At 40.0% G+C, this 23,888-nt stretch carries 19 protein-coding genes and 1 other annotated feature; of the genes, 7 read left to right on the top strand and 12 right to left on the bottom strand.

Annotated elements, in window-relative coordinates; genetic code table 11:
* The first annotated feature begins 73 nt into the window (after window positions 1–73).
* Window positions 74–250, top strand: a complete 177-nt coding sequence (locus HF078_RS02200; RefSeq protein ID WP_169289672.1) for a hypothetical protein — start codon at window positions 74–76, stop codon at window positions 248–250.
* 57 nt (window positions 251–307) lie between these two features.
* Here the strand turns inward: HF078_RS02200 and pepF are convergent, their stop codons facing one another.
* The 4 genes from pepF to mecA all read right to left on the bottom strand — a co-directional run bounded on the left by pepF (window position 308) and on the right by mecA (window position 6,120).
* A complete protein-coding gene (gene pepF, locus HF078_RS02195) occupies window positions 308–2,122 on the bottom strand; it encodes an oligoendopeptidase F (protein WP_169289703.1) in 1,815 nt (604 codons plus the stop codon).
* An 84-nt stretch (window positions 2,123–2,206) separates the two neighbouring features.
* Window positions 2,207–3,385, bottom strand: coding sequence for a competence protein CoiA (locus tag HF078_RS02190; RefSeq protein WP_169289671.1), 1,179 nt, complete (start codon window positions 3,383–3,385; stop codon window positions 2,207–2,209).
* A gap of 417 nt (window positions 3,386–3,802) precedes the next feature.
* Window positions 3,803–5,320, bottom strand: coding sequence for a cardiolipin synthase (gene cls / locus HF078_RS02185; protein WP_169289670.1), 1,518 nt, complete (start codon window positions 5,318–5,320; stop codon window positions 3,803–3,805).
* 107 nt (window positions 5,321–5,427) lie between these two features.
* Window positions 5,428–6,120 carry an adaptor protein MecA gene (mecA, locus tag HF078_RS02180; protein ID WP_169289669.1) on the bottom strand — a complete coding sequence of 231 codons (693 nt, stop codon included), beginning with the start codon at window positions 6,118–6,120 and terminating at the stop codon, window positions 5,428–5,430.
* 544 nt (window positions 6,121–6,664) lie between these two features.
* On the opposite strand from mecA, the gene HF078_RS02175 reads away from it, so the two are divergent.
* On the top strand, window positions 6,665–7,327 hold the full coding sequence (locus HF078_RS02175; protein ID WP_169289668.1) for a TerC family protein: 663 nt from the start codon (window positions 6,665–6,667) through the stop codon (window positions 7,325–7,327).
* A 465-nt stretch (window positions 7,328–7,792) separates the two neighbouring features.
* On the opposite strand, the gene spxA is transcribed toward HF078_RS02175, so the two are convergent.
* Window positions 7,793–8,191, bottom strand: a complete 399-nt coding sequence (gene spxA, locus HF078_RS02170; RefSeq protein ID WP_060666637.1) for a transcriptional regulator SpxA — start codon at window positions 8,189–8,191, stop codon at window positions 7,793–7,795.
* 557 nt (window positions 8,192–8,748) lie between these two features.
* Between spxA and HF078_RS02165 the strand changes: the two genes are divergently transcribed.
* From HF078_RS02165 to HF078_RS02155, 3 genes are read left to right on the top strand one after another with little or no spacing between them, the layout of a single operon-like run.
* On the top strand, window positions 8,749–9,969 hold the full coding sequence (locus HF078_RS02165) for an efflux RND transporter periplasmic adaptor subunit (RefSeq protein ID WP_169289667.1): 1,221 nt from the start codon (window positions 8,749–8,751) through the stop codon (window positions 9,967–9,969).
* 9 nt (window positions 9,970–9,978) lie between these two features.
* Entirely contained in the window at window positions 9,979–13,047 is a 3,069-nt protein-coding gene (locus HF078_RS02160) for an efflux RND transporter permease subunit (protein WP_169289666.1), read from the top strand.
* 25 nt (window positions 13,048–13,072) lie between these two features.
* Window positions 13,073–13,804, top strand: a complete 732-nt coding sequence (locus tag HF078_RS02155; RefSeq protein WP_169289665.1) for an SGNH/GDSL hydrolase family protein — start codon at window positions 13,073–13,075, stop codon at window positions 13,802–13,804.
* 61 nt (window positions 13,805–13,865) lie between these two features.
* On the opposite strand, the gene HF078_RS02150 is transcribed toward HF078_RS02155, so the two are convergent.
* Entirely contained in the window at window positions 13,866–14,441 is a 576-nt protein-coding gene (locus tag HF078_RS02150) for a GNAT family N-acetyltransferase (RefSeq protein WP_168863924.1), read from the bottom strand.
* Window positions 14,442–14,606: 165 nt separating this feature from the next.
* Here HF078_RS02150 and HF078_RS02145 point away from each other — a divergent pair, with 165 nt between their 5' ends.
* Complete coding sequence (locus tag HF078_RS02145) at window positions 14,607–14,801, top strand: hypothetical protein (protein ID WP_481747992.1); 195 nt, start codon at window positions 14,607–14,609, stop codon at window positions 14,799–14,801.
* Window positions 14,802–14,846: 45 nt separating this feature from the next.
* On the opposite strand, the gene HF078_RS02140 is transcribed toward HF078_RS02145, so the two are convergent.
* The 6 genes from HF078_RS02140 to HF078_RS02115 all read right to left on the bottom strand — a co-directional run bounded on the left by HF078_RS02140 (window position 14,847) and on the right by HF078_RS02115 (window position 22,612).
* Window positions 14,847–16,058 carry a putative glycoside hydrolase gene (locus HF078_RS02140; protein ID WP_481747993.1) on the bottom strand — a complete coding sequence of 404 codons (1,212 nt, stop codon included), beginning with the start codon at window positions 16,056–16,058 and terminating at the stop codon, window positions 14,847–14,849.
* Between the two features lie 741 nt (window positions 16,059–16,799).
* Window positions 16,800–17,744, bottom strand: a complete 945-nt coding sequence (locus tag HF078_RS02135) for an ABC transporter ATP-binding protein (RefSeq protein ID WP_169289662.1) — start codon at window positions 17,742–17,744, stop codon at window positions 16,800–16,802.
* Entirely contained in the window at window positions 17,734–18,813 is a 1,080-nt protein-coding gene (locus tag HF078_RS02130; RefSeq protein ID WP_169289661.1) for an ABC transporter ATP-binding protein, read from the bottom strand. Before HF078_RS02130 ends, HF078_RS02135 begins: the two co-directional genes overlap by 11 nt.
* Window positions 18,814–18,835: 22 nt before the next feature.
* Window positions 18,836–19,846 (bottom strand): oligopeptide ABC transporter permease, encoded by a 1,011-nt coding sequence (gene opp3C / locus HF078_RS02125; protein WP_169289660.1) that lies wholly within the window; start codon window positions 19,844–19,846, stop codon window positions 18,836–18,838.
* Window positions 19,846–20,775, bottom strand: coding sequence for an oligopeptide ABC transporter permease (gene opp3b / locus HF078_RS02120; protein WP_169289659.1), 930 nt, complete (start codon window positions 20,773–20,775; stop codon window positions 19,846–19,848). The genes opp3C and opp3b overlap by 1 nt, the downstream gene beginning before the upstream one ends.
* A gap of 148 nt (window positions 20,776–20,923) precedes the next feature.
* Window positions 20,924–22,612, bottom strand: a complete 1,689-nt coding sequence (locus HF078_RS02115) for a peptide ABC transporter substrate-binding protein (RefSeq protein ID WP_169289658.1) — start codon at window positions 22,610–22,612, stop codon at window positions 20,924–20,926.
* Between the two features lie 341 nt (window positions 22,613–22,953).
* On the opposite strand from HF078_RS02115, the gene HF078_RS02110 reads away from it, so the two are divergent.
* Entirely contained in the window at window positions 22,954–23,331 is a 378-nt protein-coding gene (locus HF078_RS02110) for a DUF3899 domain-containing protein (RefSeq protein ID WP_169289657.1), read from the top strand.
* 42 nt (window positions 23,332–23,373) lie between these two features.
* Window positions 23,374–23,589 (top strand) — a binding site (T-box leader).
* Window positions 23,590–23,888: the final 299 nt, after the last annotated feature.

Here is a 23,888-nt window from a genome sequence, read left to right as displayed (position 1 = left end):
TGTAATGGAATTACCTTCTTTTACGTACATATAACTAATAGAGGTACAAGTATAATTGGAAGGAGCAGCATCTATGTCAAAAATACCGTTTATCATCTGCATCGTATTTATTCTGTTTAGCCTTTTCATTAATATTCTTGGACTTATGAAGCTTTACCCAATCTATTTGACCTCTCCTTTATTATTCTTTTCTTTATTCCTATTAATCGCGCTATTAAACAATCAGCGCCGGTTTAAAGGATTCAAATAACTCCATATCCCCACAAAGAAAAACCACCTCATGACAAGGTGGTCCTCATTTGCATTATTAAGAAAGTAATTCTTCCATCTCTTTTAACTTCTCTTCAAATACCTTGCAAGCTTCTTCAATTGGATTGGATTGAGTCATATCCACCCCAGCCTTTTTCAACACTTCGATTGGATAATCCGAGCTTCCAGCTTTCAAAAATTCAAGGTAACGGTCCACAGCAGGCTGTCCTTCTTCTAGGATCTGCTTGCTTAGTGCTGTTGCTGCACTATAACCTGTTGCATATTGGTATACATAGTAGTTGTAATAGAAGTGAGGGATTCTCGCCCACTCTAAGCCGATTTCTTCATCAATCGTGATGTTCTCGCCAAAGTATTTCTTGTTTAATTCATAGTAAGTTTCTGTTAACAGGTCTGCTGTCAATGCTTCCCCATTTTGTGCAAGTTCATGAATCTTGTGCTCAAATTCAGCAAACATTGTTTGACGGAACACTGTACCACGGAAACCTTCTAAATAGTGGTTCAACAAGTATAGACGTTTTTTGTCATCATCCACTGTTTTTAAGAGATAGTCATTTAAAAGTGCTTCGTTGCATGTAGATGCTACTTCTGCCACGAAAATGGAGTAATTACCGTACGGATATGGCTGAGTTTTTCTCGTATAGTAACTGTGTACGGAATGACCGAACTCATGTGCAAGCGTGAACAGGTTATTCACATTGTCCTGCCAGTTCATTAAGATGTAAGGGTTAGTGCCATATGTCCCGGAAGAATAGGCACCAGAACGCTTGCCTTTGTTCTCTTGAACATCTACCCATCTGTTGTCGAATCCTTCTTTTACAATATCCAGATACTCCTGACCTAACGGTGCAAGCCCTTTAAGTAAATAGTCCTTCGCTTCCTCGTATGAAACCTCCATGTTAGCCTCTTTGATTAGAGGAGTATAAAGATCATACATATGCAACTCTTCGACACCAAGAACTTTTTTACGAAGATCTACATAACGGTGCAATAGGTGCAAGTTCTTATTGATTGTGTTGACCAGATTATCATACACTGTCTCTGGGATATTGTTATTGCTTAAAGCAGATTGACGGGCAGAATCATAGTTGCGGACCTTCGCTTGGAAGTTGTCCTTTTTCACCGCTCCACCTAATGTACTGGAAAATGTGTTGCGATATTTACCGTATGTTTCATATACTGCTTTAAATGCATTTTTTCTCACTTCTTGATCTTCGCTTTCTAGGAAGCGAATGTAACGGCCGTGCGTGATTTCTATTTCTTCGCCGTTTTCATCTTTTACAGATGGGAAAGTAATGTCAGCATTGTTCAACATTCCGAATGTGTTCGAGGATGCGGATAACACTTCAGAAGCTTCTGCCAACAACGCTTCCTCTTTTGCGGACAACACATGCGGACGTTGGCGATTGATTTCGTCTAAAGAGTGTTCATATAATGCAAGTTCTTTATTCTCTTGAAGGAACTTGGCGATGTCTTCTTCTTTCATGGTCAAGATTTCTGGGACCACAAAGGAAAGCGCGCTCGCCACTTGTGTATAAAGATTTGTTGCACGGTCATTCAACCCTTGGTAGAAGGAGTTGGTAGTATCTTGATCGTAACGCATATGTGCATATGTATAAAGCTTGCCTAAACGACTGGAGATAGAATCTTGGTACTGTAATGCTTCAAACAATGCATCAGCAGATTGGGACAGCTTCCCCTCATAATCCTTAATTTTGCCGATCATTCCCTTTACTTCTTGAAACTCTTTTTCCCATGCCTCATCACTTGGGAAAATATCCTCTAATCTCCATGTATCCTCCACAGAGATGTCTTTACGTTCTTGTAATTTCTTAACAGCAGTTTGTTCCGCCATCATTAAACCCCCTTTAAAAATAAAAAATGCATCCTTTTAACTATTCGACACGTCCTTATTATTCCCTTTTTTGTTTTATTAATCTTAAGATTGTTTAAGATGCAATAAGTATTCCATTACGATACGATCTTGTTTACACACATCTTCCATGGAGGTAAAAGACAGCTCCTTTTTGATTTTCCGATAAATAACAGGGGTTTCCCGCTTTAAAGCCCCAATTGTGACAAGAGTGTCCAAGTATTCCACTACCGCATCCTCATAGGACCCGACCTTAACTAGAGGAAATTCTCGTACAGTAATTTGAGAACCTTTAATGCGGCGCTTAAAATTTTGCAATACTGTAGGGACATGCAAAATAGAATGTAATGGAGTATGGAAAATAGAATCAAAGTAGAGCCATGCCTGCCATTCAATGACAGGAGTATGCAATCTGTAAAAAGAAGGAACAGGGAGACCGATTTCAGCAGGAAACAACGAAAGAGGGATGTTCATTTTAGCATAGCAATATTTTCTTAAGTGATTATGGGGTTTATATAGGGAATAGACATACCTCCATTTCTTTTTATAATGGAGAAAATGTTCTTTCCATGATGGACCTTGAATATTCTGCATGATAGGAAACTCGCTCCAATTCTTGCTTGTCACGGACGAAATATAGGTGGTAGAAGTATTAAAGGAAAAGGAAGGATAGAGATAATAATAGAGTGTAGAATTGGGGCAAAATGCTAGGATATACGGAGGACTGTGCGTGTTGTGCCTCTGAAGAAATTGCCATTGAAAAGGTGAAAACTTCATTTGTGGTTGTATGTTTCCTAGTTTTTCTTTTCCAAGTATCCATACTGGCTTGATGTGAGAGCTTTCATAAAGCTTGGTCCTCAGATTGAACTCTGATTTAGAAATAGTAGAGCATTGAAACTCGAATGCATACTTTCGATTTTCTGTTTCCAAGTAAACATCTGCTCTTTGATTGGTGCTCGGGATATAATGTTCAAGTGTTGGTGTATTATGGGAGTGGAGAAGACTTTCGTATAGCTTGGCCTTACCTTCAAGATGGTAAAGAGTTTCTGATTCTGAGGAGGCGTTGCAGGAGTCATTCATGTGGGCAAAATGTACTTTTCTTACCTGACCAAGTTTTAGTTGAAGAGTTCGATGACAAGCTGGACAGAAAAACAACTCCCCTTTTGTAAGGCGCTCAACATCTTCTCGGTTCTTCCAATCTAATAAAGAAAAGAAAGATCCGTCCTTTCTTTTTGCAACAAACATTCCAACACACCTTTCGGTAGATATTTTTACACCACTATACCATTCGACTCATAAAGACAATTCCCTTCAAAAAATAACAAAAAACTTTATTTGATTGTTTAATCGCGGCTGTTCCTTTCCGCAAATGGCTTCGCTTTCCTAGGGGCGCTGCTGGAGCCTCCTCGGCAACGCCTGCGGGGTCTCCACCTAGCGCTATCTCCCTCAGGAGTCTCCGCCATTTGCTCCAATCCACAGCTAGAATTTAAGTAAAGACAGATAACTCGATTAGACAGCCTTTCATTAACCTTAAATGAATGAAGTTATCAAGTTGATTGAAGTGGAAGGCGCGCAGACGCCCGCAGGCAAGCGAAGCCCCTGGAACGGAAAATAACCTGTTTTGTAATTCATACAAAAAAAGCCGGAAAAATTTTTCCGGCTTTATAGAAGTGGTGAGGCCAGTCTTGCCAACGATTCAAACACCTTTTGATAAAAAGGACGGGTGGCAAAAACCTCTTTTGCTATCGGTTTCGCATCATGTAAATCTTGCTCGTAATCTTCAACAAGTGTCTTCACACTATCGGTATTATATAAAAAAGCATTTACTTCAAAATTGAGATGGAAGCTTCGCATGTCCATATTCGCTGTTCCAATCGATGCAACCTGTTCATCGACCACCACCACCTTACTATGCAGAAAGCCTTTTTCATATTGAAAAATCTTCACCCCTGCTTCCATCATTTCTGGAAAATAGGATCTTGAAGCATAGTAAACTATGCGCTTATCTGGCCTTTTGGGCACCAATAACCGGACATCCAAACCGCTTAGTGCTGCAACCTTCAGCGCAGTGAAAATATCGTCATCAGGAACAAAGTATGGAGAGGCAATCCAAATGGAGCTGCGAGCGGAGGTGATCATGGAGAAGTATAAACTTTTGATCACTTCCCACTCTTGATCGGGACCTCCTGCAATCATTTGAACTCCACCATATTTCTTCCCTTCTCCGTTTGCCAAGGCCGGAGTCAGATAGCTCGGGGTAAGCAGAGATTCGTCTGTTGCGTAATACCAGTCCTGGAGAAATATTAACTGAAGCGTCCTAACAGCTTCTCCTCTTACATAAAGATGAGTATCCCTCCAGAAACCAAAATATTCATCACGACCGAGATACTCATCCCCAATATTCAGGCCACCAACAAAACCTACATCCCCATCCACGACAATGATTTTCCGATGGTTACGGAAATTAATTTTATTATTAAATACAGGTACCCTTACAGGTGAGAACGATACAATTTCAACTCCTGCGGCACGGAGCTCTTTTATGTATTTACCGCCTAGTTGAAAGCTTCCGACTGCATCAAACAGAAATCGTACCTGTACCCCGCTCTTTGCCTTTTCAATTAATAGATTTTTAATTTGCGTACCAATTTCATCATCTCTAACAATGTAATATTCAAAATGGATATGGTGTTTAGCTTTGCTTATTTCTTCTAAAATCCTAGTGAAGGTCTGATTTCCGTTAGTCAAAACTACTGTTTCTGTATCGAAGGAGATGGGACTCCTTCCAATATTTTGTGATAGTTGAAAAATCCCTTTCTTACTCTCATCCAGGAGTCGCATATCATGTTCGGTATATTCTCTGGTTCCTTCGACTTCCTCCAGTACCTCCTTGTCCAGAAGGGCTTTCCTTTGAAAGAGCCTTCTCTTTCTGACATTACGCCCAAAGATCAAATAAAAGAAAAATCCGAGTACCGGAAAACTCCCTAAGACAACCAGCCAAGTTAGCGTTCTAGTCGGATGTCTATTTTCTAGGGAGATTAAAAAAGCAATAAAGACGACAGAAATAGTAAAAAATATGGAAATGGATCCTAATAACCATCCTTCCCACAGGCCTTGGGTTGCAAATAAAACGGCACCGATTACTAATATAAATACGATAACACGAATGGTATTTTTCAACTGACTCACTTCTCCTCTATCCTAGAGCGCACACGCCAAATCTATCTGTTATTAATCGTCATTTAAATCTGAAAAAACCGATTTCAACTTGTGAAATCGGCCTTCCATTATTTTAGAGGAAAATGTTTCGTCATTTCCTTCATTGCATCGTCCTTGGCAACTTCCGAACCATATTCTTGAAGACGGTGAATGGAGATGGCTGATTCTTCCCCGTATTCTAGTAACACACTTAGTACATTGTCGATTTCTTCATCTGTATAATGCTCACTTGAAAAATCAACATATAAGTAGTAGCTTTTTTCGTAGAAGTACAGATGGTTGCTTAAGTTTTCTAAGTGCTGCAATCGGTGACTGGCTGAAATAATATACTCAAGATCTCTGAACCGGACCATAAATTGCAGAAGGTCTTTTTCCTCTTCCAGCTTGTCGTCTTTTGCTTCATCTGTTTTCGTTGATGAATTAAAGTGCTGGTCAAGCAACGCTTCTATGCGTTCATCAACTGGGATGTCAATTCGCTTGTCCTCTGACACAGGAACCTCGAAGTTCTTTCCATCTTTAGATAACTGAGCACGGGTAACGATGACTTCCAATCCTTTATCAAGGGCCTGAACTTGTATCCACAGCGGTCCTTCCACCATGAAATCTTCCTCATCATGAGCTTCATCCATCATTTCCCAGAATAATTCTTCACTACGCTCGCGGTTATACCAGATTTCTTCGCGGTCAAATCCACGTTCCTCTATATCACCATATGAAATGTAAAACTTTACCGTATGATCATTAATACGTTCGATTTCCATTCTTAACAACTCCCTTCTGATTCGGTAAATGATAAGCGTGCTCTCTTGCAAACAATTCTCTGTGAGAAATGCCAGTCTCTTATTGTCCGCTTCTCATTTTCCTCCGTCTTTCCTTGGAAGGGACCCTCCACAAATTTCTTATACCTTATTGTTTCAATTTATCCATTTAGCATAGCGAGTAAACCTAAAATCTATGCAAAGATTAGCAAATGCGGTTGGTTCCGGTCCATTTAAGCAAAACATAGATTGTGGTACATCCCCGTTAAGAGATGAGTAGTGACCTCAAGTACCTAGCCTTAAAGCTAGACCATGACCGCAGCATATAAAAAGAACATTGTACTATCAAGAGTGATACTTGTACTTTTATTTTATGATAAAAAAAGGAAGAATGGAAACAAAAATGCTCACATTTTTAAAAATCGTTAAAATGCCTACCTTACGTTTTGGAAAACCCCATGGCCAAGATTTCACCCAACTTTTATGGCATAATCTCTCTTCTTGACCACTATATTTATATAGGACTGGGACAAGAAGGGGCGATAAAGTGGAGCTGGAATTGATAACTTCCATACTACTCATCATTGGCATTGATATAGTGCTTGGCGGAGATAATGCTATAGTAATAGCGCTGGCATGCCGCAATCTTCCTGAGCGTCACCGCAACAAAGCAATCATAATTGGTACACTTCTAGCTATTGTTTGTAGAATATTGCTTACCATATGTGCCGTCTACCTCTTAGCCATTCCATTCCTGCAATTTGTAGGTGGAGTGTTACTGGTTTATATAGCAGCACAATTAATTCTTGATCAAGGAAATGAAACGATTGTTGAGGGCAGGCACTCCCTTGGCGCTGCTATTAAAACTATAGTGATTGCCGATATCGTTATGGGAATAGATAATGTAATGGCTGTTGCAGGTGCTGCACATGGTAATTTTTATTTGGTGATCATTGGTCTGGTTTTTTCTATACCAATAATTATATGGGGGAGTAAGATTATATTAGTAGCAATGGAGAAATATCCTATAATTATCTATTTTGGAGCAAGCATATTGTGTTATACGGCCGGAAAGATGATTATTTTTGAACCTAGGGTTGCTGTTATGCTACCTGAGGGTGAGTGGCAGACGTTTTTTCCTTATGTGCTAATTCTAGGTATGTTAGTTTTTACAGGGCTGTATAAAAAGCAGTTTTTTAAAATACGCTAAAGTTGCTCCATTAACACTTATTGATTTCCGTTTCAGGTGTTCGCTTATCCATTGGACAGGGCTTGAGCCTCCTCGGCTTAGCCAAGGCCACTGATAAAGTATTTGAATTAAGATATTATTTAGACACCGCTGTGGATTTCCGCAAATGGCTGCGCTTTCCTAGGGGCTGACGAGAGCCTCCTCGGCTTTGCCTGCGGGGTCTCCACCTAGCGCTATCTCCCTCAGGACAAGGAAGGCTTCGGCAGCGAAACATCGCACGAAGAAAATGCGTAGCATTTTCGAGGAGTCTTCGCCTTTTGCTCCAATCCACAGCTCGAAATTACATAGTATTATTTCAATATCATTGGCCTCGCTCCGCTTACAGAGTCTCACACCTGGTACTACAATCAATAAGGTGTCCAAGGGAACTAATAGGAATAAAAAAACTTCTACATGCGATGATGCATGTAGAAGTTTTTATTATTATTAGCCGTTAACTAATCTTTGTGCTTCTCTTAATTGGAAGGTTCTTACTTTTCTTGGTAAGAAACGGCGAATCTCATCTTCGTTGTACCCTACTTGTAGTCGTTTTTCGTCTATGATAATAGGTCTTCTTAACAGACCAGGGTGTTCTTTAATAACGGAATATAATTCTTGAAGCGGCATTGCTTCTACATTTATATTCAGTTTTTGGAAGATTTTTGATCTGGTTGAGATGATTTCATCTGTTCCGTCTTCCGTCATTCTTAAAATTTCTTTGATCTCATCAATGGATAAAGACTCAGAGAAAATATTTCTTTCTGTATATGGAATGTTATGTTCTTCTAACCAATGTTTTGCTTTACGACAAGAAGTACAACTTGGAGATGTATATAGGGTTACCATGAACTTTCCTCTCCTTTTTATCTAGTATTATTCGAAAGAACATGCTGAACGTTTCTAATTGTGAATCGCTCTCAATTTGAAATTACTCTAAATAAGTAATCTCTATTGATTATTATACACGATTTCCGACTAAAAAGGTATAGTATTTTTAAAGTCGGACAAGTTGTCACAGCATGTTCAAATTTTACTCGCATTTACTCCCTTTAGATTTCCGTTCCAGGTGTTCGCTTGCCTAGGGGCGGTGCTTGAGCCTCCTCGGCTTCGCCTGCGGGGTCTCATGCTACCGCTATCTCCCTCAGGAGTCTCACACCTTGCACTCCAATCTAAAGGGGGAATTTGAAGGACCAATTGTTTACTTTAGTTTTGGCTTACATTTATTCAGACGTTTGGTTGTCCTAGAAGGTTTCATATTATTGAAATTAGTTCTCATTATTTTTCATTTGTTCACAAAGTAGTAACAAATATATGGATTCCATAGCCCTTCGATAGTTAGGATTTGTAAGGGTTTGTAATACATGTTAGTTTTATAATTAGACAAGATAAGTATGAGGTGATATATGTTGAAAAAATATTGGCTGCTTCCTGCCATGTTCGTACTATTAATTTCAACCGCTTGCAGTCAAAAAGAGATTACAAGTCAGAATACAGAGTCCAATAAGATCCCAGTAACCGTCGCTGCAGTTGCAGAGAAAAATATCAGCAACACGATTGAATTGGTCGGACTGGCTGTACCTGAAACACAAGTACCACTCCTAACTACCTCCCCCCTAACCGTTGAATCTGTTCATGTAAAAATTGGTGATATAGTGAAAAAGGGCGATTTAATTGTTTCTTTGGATTCTGAAGCTGCAACCGAGCAGGTAGTTCAAGCTCAGAGTGCAGTTACCGAGCTAGAAAATGCCCTTTCAAAAATGAAAGAAATGCAAGAGGCAGCTGAAAGTCAGGCCTCTCTTTCTGATATACCCAAGTTACAGGAAGAATTAAACCAAAGTTTAGAAAAATCTCAAGCTCTTTTGGATGGCGTTGACACAGGGGCTGTTACTTCGCTTGATTTGGTACAAAGCACGGTAGATGTAATGGTTAAACAGGCCCAGCTTGCTACAGCTGCCAGCCAAATCCAACAGATGCCTACCTTCAATACCATGGAAATGGAAGCTCAATTAAATCAGGCTAGACAGGGGCTGAAGCAAGCACAGCAAATGGCTGATGCCACTTCGATTACTAGCCCGATTGACGGTATTGTTTCTGAATTGAATGTTGTAAATGATGGAATCGCGACACCCAATGTTCCAATCGGAACGATCATTCAATTAGATAACATAGCAGCAACTTTCCAAGTGAACAGTTATCAAGTAAGTAAACTAAAAGCTGGGCAAGATGCTACGATTTCCTTTGAAGGATTGTCAGATTCATTCGAATCCAAAATAGAAACCGTGTCCCCTACAGTTAACCAGCAGACAAATATGTTTTCTGTCACCATTCCAGTAAGCAATTCAGAGTTAGTCATTAAAGGCGGTATGAGAGCAACTGCATATGTCGCTGTGGATAACCTGGAAGCCCAAACTGTTGTACCTATGGACGCTATATTATATGAAGAAGAAAATCCTTATGTTTATGTCATTGAAGAGAATAAAGCGGTGAGACAGGATGTTGAAACCGGGTTCCGTGACAATGAATTTATCCAGATTCTTAAAGGAGTTACTAAAGGCCAGAAAGTAGCCGTAAACGGAAAAGAAAGATTAAAAGACGGTGCAGAAATAACAGAACAAAGTGAGTGAACCTATTAGATGAAAATTGCTAAGCTTTCTGTCTTACGTCCCATTGCGATGTCAATGGTGATCATACTTATGTTAATACTAGGTGCCGTCAGTATGCGCGGAATGCCGGTGGACTTGTTTCCTGAATTAACTTTTCCAATCGTAGCGGTAACCACCACCTATGAGGGCGCAGGTCCTGAAGAGATAGAGAACCTGATATCTTCTCCGCTTGAGGATGCAATGAGCACATTGCCGAATGTGGAGTCAGTGACCTCCATTTCACGAACAGGAGGCTCGCTGGTTCTCGTGTCTTTCACCTGGGGAACGAATATGGATTTTGCCTCCTTGGATATGAGGGAGCGTATTGATTCGGTACGAGACTTTCTCCCTTCTGGTGCTAATCTACCGAGGGTTCTCCGCTTTAACCCAAGTGATCTTCCCATCGTTCAACTAGCCATTACAGATCCTTCTGGAGAAATGACCAAGGCAAAGCAGTTGGCGGAACAAGATATTGAACCTCAATTAAGTAGTGTAGACGGAATCGCGTCCATTTCAGTGGAGGGCGGAGCTGAAAACGAAGTAAGAATAACATTGGATCCTAATGCGCTTTCTTCCTTTGATGTATCAATTGATCAATTACAACAGATTATTGCAGCCGAAAATTTAAACCTTCCTGGCGGCTCTCTGACAGATCAAAATCAAAACCTGCCAATAAGGATTACTGGAGAATATGCGTCCATTTATGACATACAGACGCTCCCCATCCCTACTCCAAAAGGAGTCATTCAGTTAGATCAGCTCGGTGAAGTGAAAGAAACTCTTCAACCGACAACGCAGCTCAGCTACTTGAATGGAGAACCTGCAGTAGGAATGTCCATATTGAAGCAGTCTGGCAGCAATACGGTTACCGTTGCCAACAATATTGAAGAAAAGCTAGAGGAAATTAGAAGCAACCTGCCTGAAGGGGTAGAAATAAAACCGATATTCGACCAAAGTCAATTTATTGAACAATCTATTAGAGCCGTGACAACCAACATGATTGCTGGTAGTTTGTTAGCTGCACTTGTACTGTTCTTCTTTTTACGAAATATACGCAGTACCTTAATCATTTTATTTTCCATTCCCGTTTCCATTGTGGCCACCTTTATTTTTATGTACTTTAGCGGCCAAACGTTGAACCTACTGACACTAGGGGGACTTGCGCTTGGAATTGGGATGATGGTCGACAACGCCATTGTTATTTTGGAAAATATTTATCGTTTAAGACAAAAAGGATATTCCATGAAAGATGCGGCCATAGAAGGAACTAGCGAGGTCGGCCCTGCCATCATCGCTTCTACTTTGACCACCGTCATTGTTTTCTTACCTATTGTATTTGTGGACGGACTGGCTGCGCAATTATTTAAGCCACTCGCACTTGTCGTATCTTTCTCGTTACTAGCTTCTTTGTTTACAGCGTTAATCATTGTGCCGTTATTCTCGTCTCTACTTTTAAAAGTGAATACAAACACATCTCGCTTTGAAGAGAGGTTTATTGGATTCACTAATTGGTACCGTTCTATCTTGGAAAAAGTGTTGAGAAACCCCAAAAAGACCGTTACCTCCATCGTTATCCTGTTTTTAATTTCATTAATTGGAATCCCTTTTATTGGGAAGGAGTTTTTGCCTCAGCAAGACCAAAGTTTCATTTCCATGACGGTACGCTTACCTGACGGGAGCTCACTCGACGCTACATATGACGTGATGGAAGATATAGACGCACGTTTGGCTGATGTTAATGAAATTGACTTGGCGTTTGTTACAGTCGGAGGCACAGACAACTTCTCAGTTTCAGCTGGTACCCAGACCAACCGGGCAAACTACAGCATCCTTTTGACACCAGTTACGGAACGGAGCCGGTCGGACAAACTCGTTGGTGACGAAATAAGGCAAAAACTTGAGAATATTCCTGGTGCTGAGATCTCCCTTTCTTCAGGAGATTCAGGGTTCTCTCAAAATCCTGTATCCTTAAGTATAACAGGGCCTGACTTGACCACGCTGAAAGCAATGGCGGATGAGACAGTTGAACTTCTTTCAGAGATTGATGGAATCAGGGAACCGTCCTCTAACTATACAGAAGGAAATCCGGAAATTGTGGTAGATATCGATAGAGTCAAGGCAAGCCAGTTTGGGATTGGCAGTGCACAGATTGCTTCTGCCGTTTCTAATGCGACAAAAGGACTTGTCGCATCCAGAATGGCACGTGACGGTGCTGAACTTGATATACGTTTAACCATTGAGGATACGTATACCGCTTCCATTCAAGACTTGGAGAAATTATTGATTAATACACCAACAGGTGAAAATATTCCGCTTCAAGCGGTAGCAAGCGTTGAGAGAGGGCAAGGCCCAAGCCAGATTACCCGTACAGACAGAAACCGTGAAATTACAGTTAATGCTGACATTGTGAACCGCGATCTTGGAAGCGTCATTGATGATGTGGAACAAACACTCAAAGAAAACATCTACATTCCAAATAATCAATATAAAATAACAATTGGTGGACAGGATGAACAGATGAATGACGCCTTTTTCAAGCTTGGTGGAGCTCTGGCACTTGCTGTTGTACTTGTCTACATGGTCATGGCCGGACAGTTTGAGTCTTATTTTTATCCATTTATCATTATGTTCAGCGTGCCTCTGACAATCATTGGAATCATCACTGGCCTGCTCGTCACCGGGCAACCACTAGGCGTCGGTTCCCTTGTAGGAATGCTGATACTGACAGGGATAGTAGTCAATAACGCCATCGTGTTTGTCGACTATGTAAATATGATGAAACGCGAAGGCAAAACAACCTGGGAAGCTATTCTTATAGCAGGTCCAACTCGTTTGCGTCCAATTTTCATGACGGCTCTTACGACCATTTTAGGCTTGATTCCATTAACCTTGGGCTTTGGAGAAGGGATGGAAATCCAGCAGCCGATGGCAATCGTAATTGTGTTCGGTCTAAGTTTTGCAACCATCATAACGCTAATTTTAATACCGGTTGTTTACTATTTGTTTGATAAGTTTAAGGAAAAAAGAAAGCTGAAAAAATTAGAGAAACTAGATGTTTGAAAAAATTTGCGGGAGGATGATTAACATGCTGAAAAAATGGGTTTTCGTTGTAATACTGGTTGTTTCAAGTTTTGTTATTTATCCTCCTGCAACTGCTGAATCTCCAGGTGACATTACCTATATAGCCATTGGAGATTCATTAACTGCAGGCCTGGGATCGTCTGAAGAAAACTATTTACGCATTTACGGCTTTGTACCTCAATTTACGAAGTATTTACGTCAAGAAAACAATGTTATGGTAGAGAATTATGGTATACCAGGTCTTTCCTCCTCTGGCTTGTTGGCATTGCTGACTGCAGATGAGGCTTTGCAAAATCGCTTAAAGACAGCTGGAGTTATTTCTGTTTCCATCGGAGGCAACGATTTCTTGCAAACCATTCGCTCCGTACCAGAGGGCGAAGATGAGTCAGCACTTAATATTCGTTTGGAGATTTTGAAGAGAACATATCAGGAGACCTATAAGTTGTTGCGTGAACTGAATCCTGATGCTATTATCATTCTTTTAGGACTCTATAATCCCTATCCAGAAAGTCATGAATGGACGGACCTTGGAGCGAAGTATGCCCCATTATTTAATGCCTTTATAAAGGAGTATGGAGATGAGCCTAAAACACTGGTGATTGACCCTTATGAAGCTTTTGAGGGAAAAGCATTGGAATGGACGCACATCTCGGAGGACGATATACATCCTAATGATAAGGGATATTCCAAGATTGTAGGCTTGATGAAGAATGCATATGAGAAAAATATAGAGTGATATAAAAATCCCCCGAAAATAAAGCTTGCAGCTTATTATTTCCAGGGGATTTTCTTATTCATTATAATTTTGACAAAATATCTTCATTATCATCATCTTCATCATAAGTAAGTACATTGTCAACTTTATCATAAGATTGACCGTACAATTCTTTATCTTTATACGTATGAATTTGCTCGTATGTAGCTTTCATTCCCTCGTAGATGACTTCTTCGCTTGCATCCGTAGGTGACCAATACAGGATTTCCATCGCATTCACTTCATTTGTTGCAAGAGAACGACGTCTATAGCCGATAGATGAAGCGTGTTCAAAGCCTTCTCTTTTATAGAAACGAAGTCTTTTCTCTGTATCTGTATCTTCGTAATCAACAGGCTCGACTTCTAAAATAATCGGCTTCCCTTTTTCCTTCATTTTATCTAAGAGCTTATGCCCAAGACCCATTCCTCTGGCATCTTTTGAAACAAACAAGTAGTCAATGAAGAGGAAGTTATCAAGCTCCACATACATCAGTACATGATGCTCTCCCTCATCTTTATGATATATGTCCCCTCTCTCTTTTAAAAGAAGCTCCATATGTTCCCTCGATTTCATTTCTTCTACTGGAAAATACTGATTTAATTTCTCATACCAATTCATTCTGTAAAAAGACTCCCCTTTCGTTATTTCTCTATGTACACTTTAAGTATAACAAACTTGAACAGACTTCAGTGTTAATATACCCTCTTCCTTTTCTCTTAAACATAACATACAATAAGAGTAAGGTTGTTTTTTGTATACGATTACATAAGACAAAGGGGATGTATGGTATTGATTGAATATTTCATGGATTTTACCATCGTGGCTATATTGGTGATCGGTATTACCGCTGTTATGGGCGTGCTTACAAATGGTATCGGGGAAAAGCTTTTTGGCGGTAAAAAGGGCTCTGAAAGCTTTGATAAGTCTACTAGCATGCAGGCTGGTTGGAAAAGTGTTGGTGGAGGGAAAAAGAAATAAAAAAAGCTGCCAGATGATTGGCAGCTTTTTTCTTAGTCATTTTTCTTAGTCATTTAACGGGGTAAAATCAAGACCTTCTGTATAGCTGTTACCTGCATTCCAAATCAAATACTCTTTAATTCCATTTTCGTTTAAAGCCCGTATTTGATCTTCTACTTCTTTTGGGCCATATGGAATATAATTTCCTGCCCCAAGCCAAGTTGCGGTAAAGTCCTGAATCCATGGTCTTGAAACAGGTCTGTTTTCCAGTTTATCCAGCTTGTCATTTTCAAGCTTCGAATACGCATCAATCAGCTTGTAAGGTTCTGTATCTGGTTTTGCAATTCCAAAATACGCTGTCCAGTGACTTGGATAAATCATGGATGAGATCACATCCACATGTTCTGAAATCCGACTGAAATTCTGACCGATTCCAGGTGCTTCCGGCAACGTCGCCGTATAACCAAAGATATCCACGGACACTTGAACATTGTAAGGTTCTAATCTCTCACGTGCATACGCTACGAAATCTGTCACCGCTTCAACCCGCTTTTGCACATTGTCCAATTCCAAGTCCTTGTACTCGCCATAAGTATATTCAAGAGTTGTATCTCTCTTTTCAAAACCTTCCGGGAACCTGACATAGTCAAACTGTATTTCCTGAAATCCCATTTTTGCCGCTTCAATCGCAATATCAATATTGTAATCCCACACTTCTTTTAGGAAAGGACTAACGAACGCCTCTTCACGGCCGTTCACCCATACTTTGCCGTTTTCCTGAAAAGATAAATCAGGACGTTTCTTCGCTAGCACAGTATCCTTGAAAACTACGATTCTACCAATTGGATATACTTCATTTTCCTCCAAGGTTTCCATCATTTTTTTCGGATCCTTAATATAAGGTTGTGCAATATCCATGAATGGTGAATCTTTTTCCTCCGGTATGTAAGTCAGGTACCCATGATCATCTTTAATATCAATAACCATTGCGTTTAGATCTGTCTTGTTTAGAAGGTCGAGTAAACGTGGAAATCTTTCTCCACCTGCAGAGTGACCTGTTACATAGATCCCTCTAACTGCATCTGGATAGGTGAATGTATAACCAGAGTCAAATGCAAATCTAGCAATTGAAATAGGTAGCTCGCGAGTCTCTATTTCTACCTTTTTTGTTGCATGTTGCGCAGTTTGTAGTACCTCTTCTCCTTCTGCTTGAACAAGTGTTCCACCCAACACGAAAATTCCGACTGCAGCCACCAGACCACTAATCATTTTTTTCATCATTTCATTTCAAAATCCCTTCTCTTATATGCTATCTCTATTATACTGGAAAATCGTTGTTTTTTTACCTTTTTCAACAATTTACTTCAAAATAATTCTAGAGAACTAGTGTGGTGGGGTGATGAATTTACTGTGAGATTACATTTAGGGGACTCTGTTACCATTTTAGGTTTTGTGAGGGAATTTAGGGGGGAGAGACGGCTTCTCTCTTACCGTTTTTGCTTTTGTGGAAGGATTTAGGGCGGAGAGACCGGTTCTCTCTTACCGTTTTTGCTTTTGCGGAAGGATTTCGGGGGGAGAGACCAGTTCTCTCTTACCGTTTTTGCTTTTGTGGAGGAGTTTGAGGCACATAGAACCATTCTATTTCACTTTTCACTTCTTTTGCCGGAGCTTCTGTCACATAGAACCGTTCTATTAGACATTTTCCCCTCTTCTTCCCAAGCATCGGTCATATAGAACAGTTCTATTAGACATTTCCTCCTCTTCTTCCGGAGCTTCGGTCACATAGAACCGTTCTATTAGACATTTTCTCCTCTTTTTCCCAAGCTTCGGTCATATAGAACCGTTCTATTAGACATTTCCTCCTCTTCTTCCGGAGCTTCGGTCACATAGAACCGTTCTATTAGACATCCACCCCCTCTGAATGTCCTTCGGTCGTTTAGAACCGCCCGTCCTCCGTCCTCGCCAACAAAAAAACCGACCCTCACAATCGAGGATCGGTCCTAACAAACTTACCAGTTCTTATTTACCTGCATACTCAGCTTGATATTTCTTAAACTCAGCTTCTGAACATAAGACAAAGTGTCCTGGTCTTACTTCACGCAACTCTAACTCCTCATCCTTGGCATAGCCATGGGAAGCTGGGTCGTAAGCGAAACGTTTACGGCTGCGCTCGGAATCCGGGTCCGGTTGAGGGATCGCGGATAGCAAGGATTTCGTATATGGATGGATTGGGTTGTTATACAGCTCATCACTATCTGCAAGCTCCACAATTTTCCCGAAATACATTACTCCGATACGGTCGGAGATATATTTTACCATCGAAAGGTCATGGGCGATGAATAGATACGTTAGCCCTTTTTCCTTTTGTAGCTTTTTCATTAAGTTTACAACCTGTGCCTGTATGGACACATCCAACGCCGAAATTGGCTCATCTGCAATGATGAAATCTGGTTCCACAGCTAGTGCACGGGCGATACCAATACGTTGACGCTGTCCGCCACTGAATTCGTGAGGATAGCGGTTGGCGTGCTCTTTATTTAAACCAACTGTCTCAAGCAGTTCATGAACGCGAGCTAGTCGATCTTTCTTTGACTTAGCCAATCCATGAATATCAATGCCTTCAGCAATACAATCAGCAACTGTCATACGAGGGTTCAATGATGCGGAAGGATCTTGGAAGATCATTTGCATCTTACGGTTAAACTTCAGCAAGTCTTTCTTAGACTTTTTACCGTGTACGTTTTCGCCCTCGAAGAGTACTTCACCGTCTGTTGCATCATAAAGGCGGATGATGGTACGCCCGGTAGTAGATTTCCCACAACCAGATTCTCCAACTAGCCCGAGCGTTTCTCCGCGGTAAATGTCGAAATTCAAGCCGTCTACTGCTTTAACCATATTCGGCTTTCCTTCGTTAAAATATTGCTTCAAGTTTCGAATTTCCACTAATTTTTCATTAGTTGCCATTGTTTCCACCGTCCTTTACCAAAACAGGCTTTTCGAAGTTTTGTGGCATGAGACGACGACGCTTCTGAACAGCCAATGGTGGTTCCACTACTGGAGCATCTTCATGTAATAGCCACGTTTTCGCAAAGTGCGTTTTGGAAATTTGGAACATTGGCGGCTCCATTTCCAAATCAATTTGCATCGCATATTCATTACGAGGAGCAAATGCATCTCCCTTTGGAGGATCTGATAAATCCGGTGGTGAACCAGGAATTGCATAAAGCTCATCCTCATCACCAAGATCAAGGTCAGGCATGGAGCTTAATAATCCCCAAGTATATGGGTGACGTGGGTCATAGAAAATCTCATCCACTGTACCTGTTTCGATGATCTGTCCACCATACATAACTGCTACACGATCAGCGACATTTGCCACTACACCAAGATCATGTGTAATAAAAATGATGGAAGTATCAATTTTTTTCTGAAGGTCTTTCATCAAATCTAGAATCTGCGCTTGAATGGTAACGTCCAATGCAGTAGTAGGTTCATCTGCAATTAAGACTTTAGGGTTACATGCAAGAGAAATCGCAATAACAACCCTTTGTCTCATCCCTCCAGAGAATTGGTGAGGGTACTGCTTAAATCGTTCTTCCGGCATTGGAATACCTACAAGACGAAGCAAGTCCATTGCTTTTTCTGCAGCTGCGCTTTTGCTCAATTTCTGGTGTTTGATGATTCCTTCCATAATTTGTTTTCCAACAGGCATTGTTGGATTAAGGGAAGTCATCGGATCCTGGAAAATCATTGCGATGTCTTTTCCACGGATGTCTTGCATTTCTTTTTCAGAGAGTTTCGCCAAGTCTTTTCCGTCAAATAAGATTTCCCCATTTTTGATGTTGGAATTATTCTTAGGCAATAAACGCATTACGGTTTTTGTAGTTACGGATTTCCCGGATCCTGATTCTCCTACAATCGCCAATGTTTCACCTTTTTTTAGATCAAAGTCCACACCGCGGATGGCCTTAACTTCTCCTCCGAATGTATCAAAAGAAACATGTAAGTTTTTCACTTCAAGTATTTTTTCCATTGTCATTCACCTGCCTTTATAACTAATCTTTCATTTTAGGATCTAATGCATCACGGAATCCATCCGCAACAAGGTTAAATGCGATCATCAACAAACTGATGATAATTGCAGGGAACACCATGATATGCGGGAAGATTTGCAAGGATTTAAATCCATCGTCTATTAGCGTACCAAGTGATGCCATAGGAGGCTTCAAACCTAACCCGATGAAGCTTAGGAATGCCTCGAAGAAGATAGCACTTGGAATTGTGAACATTGTATTAATGATGACTACTCCTACCACGTTTGGCAGTAAGTGTTTCGTAATAATTCGATTATTGGTTGAACCAAGCGTCTTGGATGCAAGGACATATTCTTGACTCTTAAGCTTCAGAACCTGCCCCCGGACAACCCTGGCCATTCCGACCCAACCTGTTATGGTCAAGGCAATGGTAATGGCAATAATCCCCGGTTCAAGTACAAGAATCATTAATATAACGATTACAAGGTTTGGAATACCAACTAAAACTTCGATGATACGTTGCATGATGTTATCTGTACGTCCACCGTAAAAGCCTGAAATCCCACCATAAGCAACACCAATTACCATATCAATGAATGCTGCTAATAAAGCAATGTACAAGGAAATACGTGTACCTGTCCAAACACGTGTCCATAAGTCACGTCCAAGACTGTCTGTACCAAACCAATAATAATCAGTGATACCACGTTGCTCGTATACGTCTACTCCATTTCTTGTTCCATCAAGAATTCCCAGATTTTCAATTCCAGGTACTTTTGGAGGCAGATTTCCTTGAGTAACATTTTGTGTGTTAAACCCATGGTCATTCATAAATGGTCCAAAGATTGCAAGGAATGCAATAACAATTAACACAACGGAACCTGCTATAGCAGCTTTATTTTTCTTAATACGCAACCAAGCTGTTTGCCAATAAGTCAAACTTGGCTTTGCAATTTTTTCACTTTTACTTGGGTCTTGTACTGCCGGTTGGAATAATTCCTTTGGCAATTTATCATAATTGTTGTTATTCATTATTTCTTACCTCCTGCCAAGCGAATACGCGGGTCGATAATTCCATAAAGAATATCAACTACAAGAACGATGACAATGAATAAAGCCGCAAAGAACAATGTCGTTCCCATGATTACTGGATAGTCGTTTGTTGTAATGGAACGCACAAACTGTTCTCCAAGGCCTGGGATCGAGAAGATTTTCTCGATTACAAGTGTTCCTGTCATCAAACTTACAGCCAACGGACCAAGAACCGTGACTACTGGAATTAGGGCATTTCTTAATGCGTGTTTTACTGCAATATCAAAGTTTGAGGCACCTTTGGCACGTGCCAAAGTAATATAGTCTGAGCCTAATACCTCAATCATTTCTGTACGCATGAAACGTGCAGCAATAGCGATTGGGAACATTGCTAGTGCAATCGTTGGCAATACTGTAAACTCCCATCCTGACCAGAAGGCAACTGGGAACCATCCAAGTTTTACACCAATCCAATATTGTAATAATCCTGCGAATACAAAAGAAGGAATGGACTTACCAAGTACTGCAAGTATTGTGGAACCATAGTCCACCCATGTATTTTGTCTTAAAGCGGCAATGACACCTAAGAAGATTCCAATAATTGTTCCGAAGAACATAGCTTGGAAACCTAATTGTGCAGATGGACCAATACGTTGCATAATCAAACTGGTAACACTACGGTTATCATACTGGAAAGATATACCAAGATCACCTTGCGCAAGGCTTAATATATATTTCCCGTATTGAACTGGAACCGGATCGTTAAGTCCATACTTTTCATTTAAAATTAACTTCTGTGCTTCTGACAGTTTATCTTGCATCGTAAATGGGGAACCTGGCATCATCTTCATCAGGAAGAATGTAAATGAGGCAATTAAGAATAAGGTGATAAACATGTATAAGATACGTTGCAACAAATACTTTGTCATCTTTGCACCTCCTAAAAAAATAATGCGTCGAATTGTTTATAATTTTCCCTAAAATTCGACAATTTCCTTACAGGGAAAAAGAGAGTATATGTTTCAAATATACTCTCTTTCTCTCTATTTTAAAAGAATTTTTTATATCAGTATAACATTATTTACCGCTGATATAAGCCCATTTGTAACTAAAGTCAGGACCGAAATTGTGACGGTAAACGTTTTGTACGTATGGTTTCCAAAGTCTTGTCGTACCACGTTGGTAGATCGGTGCAATCGCAGCATCTTCTTCAAGAAGAATTCTTTCTGCTTCTTGCATCGCTTCAAAACGTTTAGCAGGATCATTAGCATACGTAGTCATAACGTCGTTCAACAACTTATCGTACTCTGGGTTAGAATAACCCATCTTATTGTTTCCTCCATCTGTAATCCAAAGGTTAGAGAAGGAGATTGCATCAAGATAGTCAGGACCCCATCCAGCAAGTTGCATATCGTAGTCCATTGCAGCATCTAGGTCTAGACGTTGAGCAAATGGTACTTCTTTCAACTTGATTGTTAAACCAGGAAGATTTTCTTGCATCTGGTTTTGAAGGTATTCTTGCATAGTTTTTGCAGTTTCAGTGTCTCCACCAAGGATTTCAATTGTTAAAGCATCTGTTCCTAACTCTTCAAGACCTTTTTCCCAATACTCTTTTGCTTTTTCTGCATCAAATTCATTGAAATCGCCGTTTTTCTCACGGAAGTCTTCACCCGTTTCAGGATGTTGAACAAATTCAACCGGTACAGAATAGTTTGCAGGAATAGAACCGTTGTTTAATACATAATCAGCCATGTCTTGCTTATTGAAGCCCATAGAAATTGCTTTACGGATGTTAACATTCGCTAATGCTTCGTTCTTTGTTTGGTTAAATTTAAACCAGAAAATAGTTGGCTCCAGGTAAGAAATCAAGTCTGGATCTTCTTTGTACTGAGTTACAAAGTCAGAAGTTAAACCAGGAGAGATATCGATTTGTTGTGCAGTGTATAAGTTTACACCAGTTGAAACCTCTTTAACAACTTTTACATTGACTTCATCAAGTTTTACTGTTTCAGCATCCCAATAGTCAGCATTTTTCTTCATTGTCCAGCCAACTTCATGCTCCCAGCTGTCTAATGTAAATGGACCGTTGTAGATTAGAGTGTCAGCTTCTAATGCATATTTGTCACCTTGTTCTTCCAAGAACTTTTGGTTTTGTGGGAAGAACGTAGGGAATGTCATTAAAGATTCGAAATAAGCAACTGGTTGCTCAAGTGTTACCTCAAGAGTAAATTCATCAAGTGCCTTTACACCAAGTTCTTCAAGTGGTAATTCCCCAGCAGAAACTTGTGTAGCATTTTTAATTTTCCCATTCATCATATATGGACCATACTCAGAACCTGTATTAGGATCTACTGCACGCTGCCAAGCAAAAACGAAATCGTTTGCTGTTACAGGTTCGCCATTGGACCATACGGAATCTTCACGTAATGTGAAAGTATAAGTAAGACCGTCTTCGGATACTTCATGACTTTTCGCAACACCTTCTACTACTTCATCATTTTCTCCAAGTCTGTAAAGACCCTCAAAAACGTTATTCATTACGTTAAATGCTACTGCGTCAGTACCTTGTACTGTATCCATAGTTGGAATTTCTGCAGAATCAACGACGTTAAGTACTTGTGGACCTGTTGGTTCTCCTTCACCAGATGGTGGAGTGTCCCCTTGTCCTCCATTGTTTTGCGCTGAATTTCCGCCGCCACATGCAGCTAAGAAAGCACTAAGTACAAGTGTAAGCGCTAAAAGAAGTAAATATTTTGACTTTTTCATTTACTTAACCCCCTAGAAAATTATGTCGAAATTTGTTGTGTTTCGAGGTAACGATTTCTATTATACAAGTTTTCTAAACATTGTGCATTCATAAATTTAACGTCAACTTTACAAAATACTGATATTTCAAGCATGTTCTTTACAAAAATAGTTCTAAAGTCCTATAAACAATCCAACAAGAACGTTCCATTTATTACAATTCATTTACAAATATTACACATATCTTTCCTCTAACCTTTACAAGTAAATCCTTTTATAGTTTCTTTAAATTTGTCTTATTCTATTCATTTCATTACAATACAATTTAGATAACTAACTTTAAACGTCTTATAGGAGGAAGCATGAATATTTCCATTCGAACTTCATTAATCATTTTCTCTATTTTGCTTTTAGCTACATTCGGCACAAGCTGGATTTATTATGGAGAGATTACCCTGCTCTCGTTTATCAATACATCTTTTATCATATCTAGTGTTTTTATTTTTATTTCATTATTCACATTAGTGGTCCAAAAAGGTTTTTTTGATGGAATTACCTATAGTTTCAGGAGAATCTTTGCTTCTTCACAACCAGACAAAGAATTGGAAGAAGATATTAGAAATGAAATGAGACCACCATCAGAACTATTACAACCTGTATCGACCCAACAAATATTATTAGCTTCCTTATTGTTGTTAATATGTATGTTGATTTCACTATTTATGTATTACAACAGTTGATATATACCATCTAAATAGTTATAATAAGAGAACATTTAATTAATATAAGCAATGAGGAAGAGTAGTACTAAATAGCTTAGTTTTTAGAGAGTTTGTGGTTGGTGTGAACAAACAGCTAACGTTTAGGAATGGACTTCTGAGCTTCATGGCTGAACCAATTAGTAGGCTATGACGTATCCTTACGTTACAAGGCAAGTGATTTCTGCAACTTTTTGTGTGAAATAATAAGGGTGGTACCACGGTCCATTCGTCCCTTCTTCTAGGGGATGAATGGGCCTTTTTGTATTTTCATCAAACTTAATTTTATTCTAGCTTGGGTACCACCTGGTAGTTTGGAGTGCAAGGCGTAAGACTCCTGAGGGAGATAGCGGTAGCTTGAGACCCCTCAACAAAGGTGGCCACTGAAAAACTGATAACGTAAAGTTTTTATTAATTCCTAGCTGGTGATTGGAGCAAAAGGCGAAGACTCCTCGAAAATGCTACGCATTTTCTTCGTGCGATGTTTCGCTGCCGAAGCCTTCCTTGTCCTGAGGGAGATAGCGCTAGGTGGAGACCCC

It is taken from the genome of Bacillus sp. RO2 (assembly GCF_012911845.1).
Taxonomy (GTDB): Bacteria; Bacillota; Bacilli; order Bacillales; family Bacillaceae_I; genus Sutcliffiella_A.
Note: the sequence above shows the minus strand (reverse complement) of the source record. Positions and strands in the feature narration are given on the sequence as shown.

Bases quoted from the DNA above. Each gene is read 5' to 3' on its own strand.
- HF078_RS02200 (WP_169289672.1), top strand. From the start codon at position 74: ATGTCAAAAATACCGTTTATCATCTGCATCGTATTTATTCTGTTTAGC.
- pepF (WP_169289703.1), bottom strand. From the start codon at position 2,122: ATGGCGGAACAAACTGCTGTTAAGAAATTACAAGAACGTAAAGACATC.
- HF078_RS02190 (WP_169289671.1), bottom strand. From the start codon at position 3,385: ATGTTTGTTGCAAAAAGAAAGGACGGATCTTTCTTTTCTTTATTAGAT.
- mecA (WP_169289669.1), bottom strand. From the start codon at position 6,120: ATGGAAATCGAACGTATTAATGATCATACGGTAAAGTTTTACATTTCA.
- spxA (WP_060666637.1), bottom strand. From the start codon at position 8,191: ATGGTAACCCTATATACATCTCCAAGTTGTACTTCTTGTCGTAAAGCA.
- HF078_RS02165 (WP_169289667.1), top strand. From the start codon at position 8,749: ATGTTGAAAAAATATTGGCTGCTTCCTGCCATGTTCGTACTATTAATT.
- HF078_RS02160 (WP_169289666.1), top strand. From the start codon at position 9,979: ATGAAAATTGCTAAGCTTTCTGTCTTACGTCCCATTGCGATGTCAATG.
- HF078_RS02155 (WP_169289665.1), top strand. From the start codon at position 13,073: ATGCTGAAAAAATGGGTTTTCGTTGTAATACTGGTTGTTTCAAGTTTT.
- HF078_RS02150 (WP_168863924.1), bottom strand. From the start codon at position 14,441: ATGAATTGGTATGAGAAATTAAATCAGTATTTTCCAGTAGAAGAAATG.
- HF078_RS02145 (WP_481747992.1), top strand. From the start codon at position 14,607: ATGGTATTGATTGAATATTTCATGGATTTTACCATCGTGGCTATATTG.
- HF078_RS02140 (WP_481747993.1), bottom strand. From the start codon at position 16,058: ATGAAAAAAATGATTAGTGGTCTGGTGGCTGCAGTCGGAATTTTCGTG.
- HF078_RS02135 (WP_169289662.1), bottom strand. From the start codon at position 17,744: ATGGCAACTAATGAAAAATTAGTGGAAATTCGAAACTTGAAGCAATAT.
- HF078_RS02130 (WP_169289661.1), bottom strand. From the start codon at position 18,813: ATGGAAAAAATACTTGAAGTGAAAAACTTACATGTTTCTTTTGATACA.
- opp3C (WP_169289660.1), bottom strand. From the start codon at position 19,846: ATGAATAACAACAATTATGATAAATTGCCAAAGGAATTATTCCAACCG.
- opp3b (WP_169289659.1), bottom strand. From the start codon at position 20,775: ATGACAAAGTATTTGTTGCAACGTATCTTATACATGTTTATCACCTTA.
- HF078_RS02115 (WP_169289658.1), bottom strand. From the start codon at position 22,612: ATGAAAAAGTCAAAATATTTACTTCTTTTAGCGCTTACACTTGTACTT.
- HF078_RS02110 (WP_169289657.1), top strand. From the start codon at position 22,954: ATGAATATTTCCATTCGAACTTCATTAATCATTTTCTCTATTTTGCTT.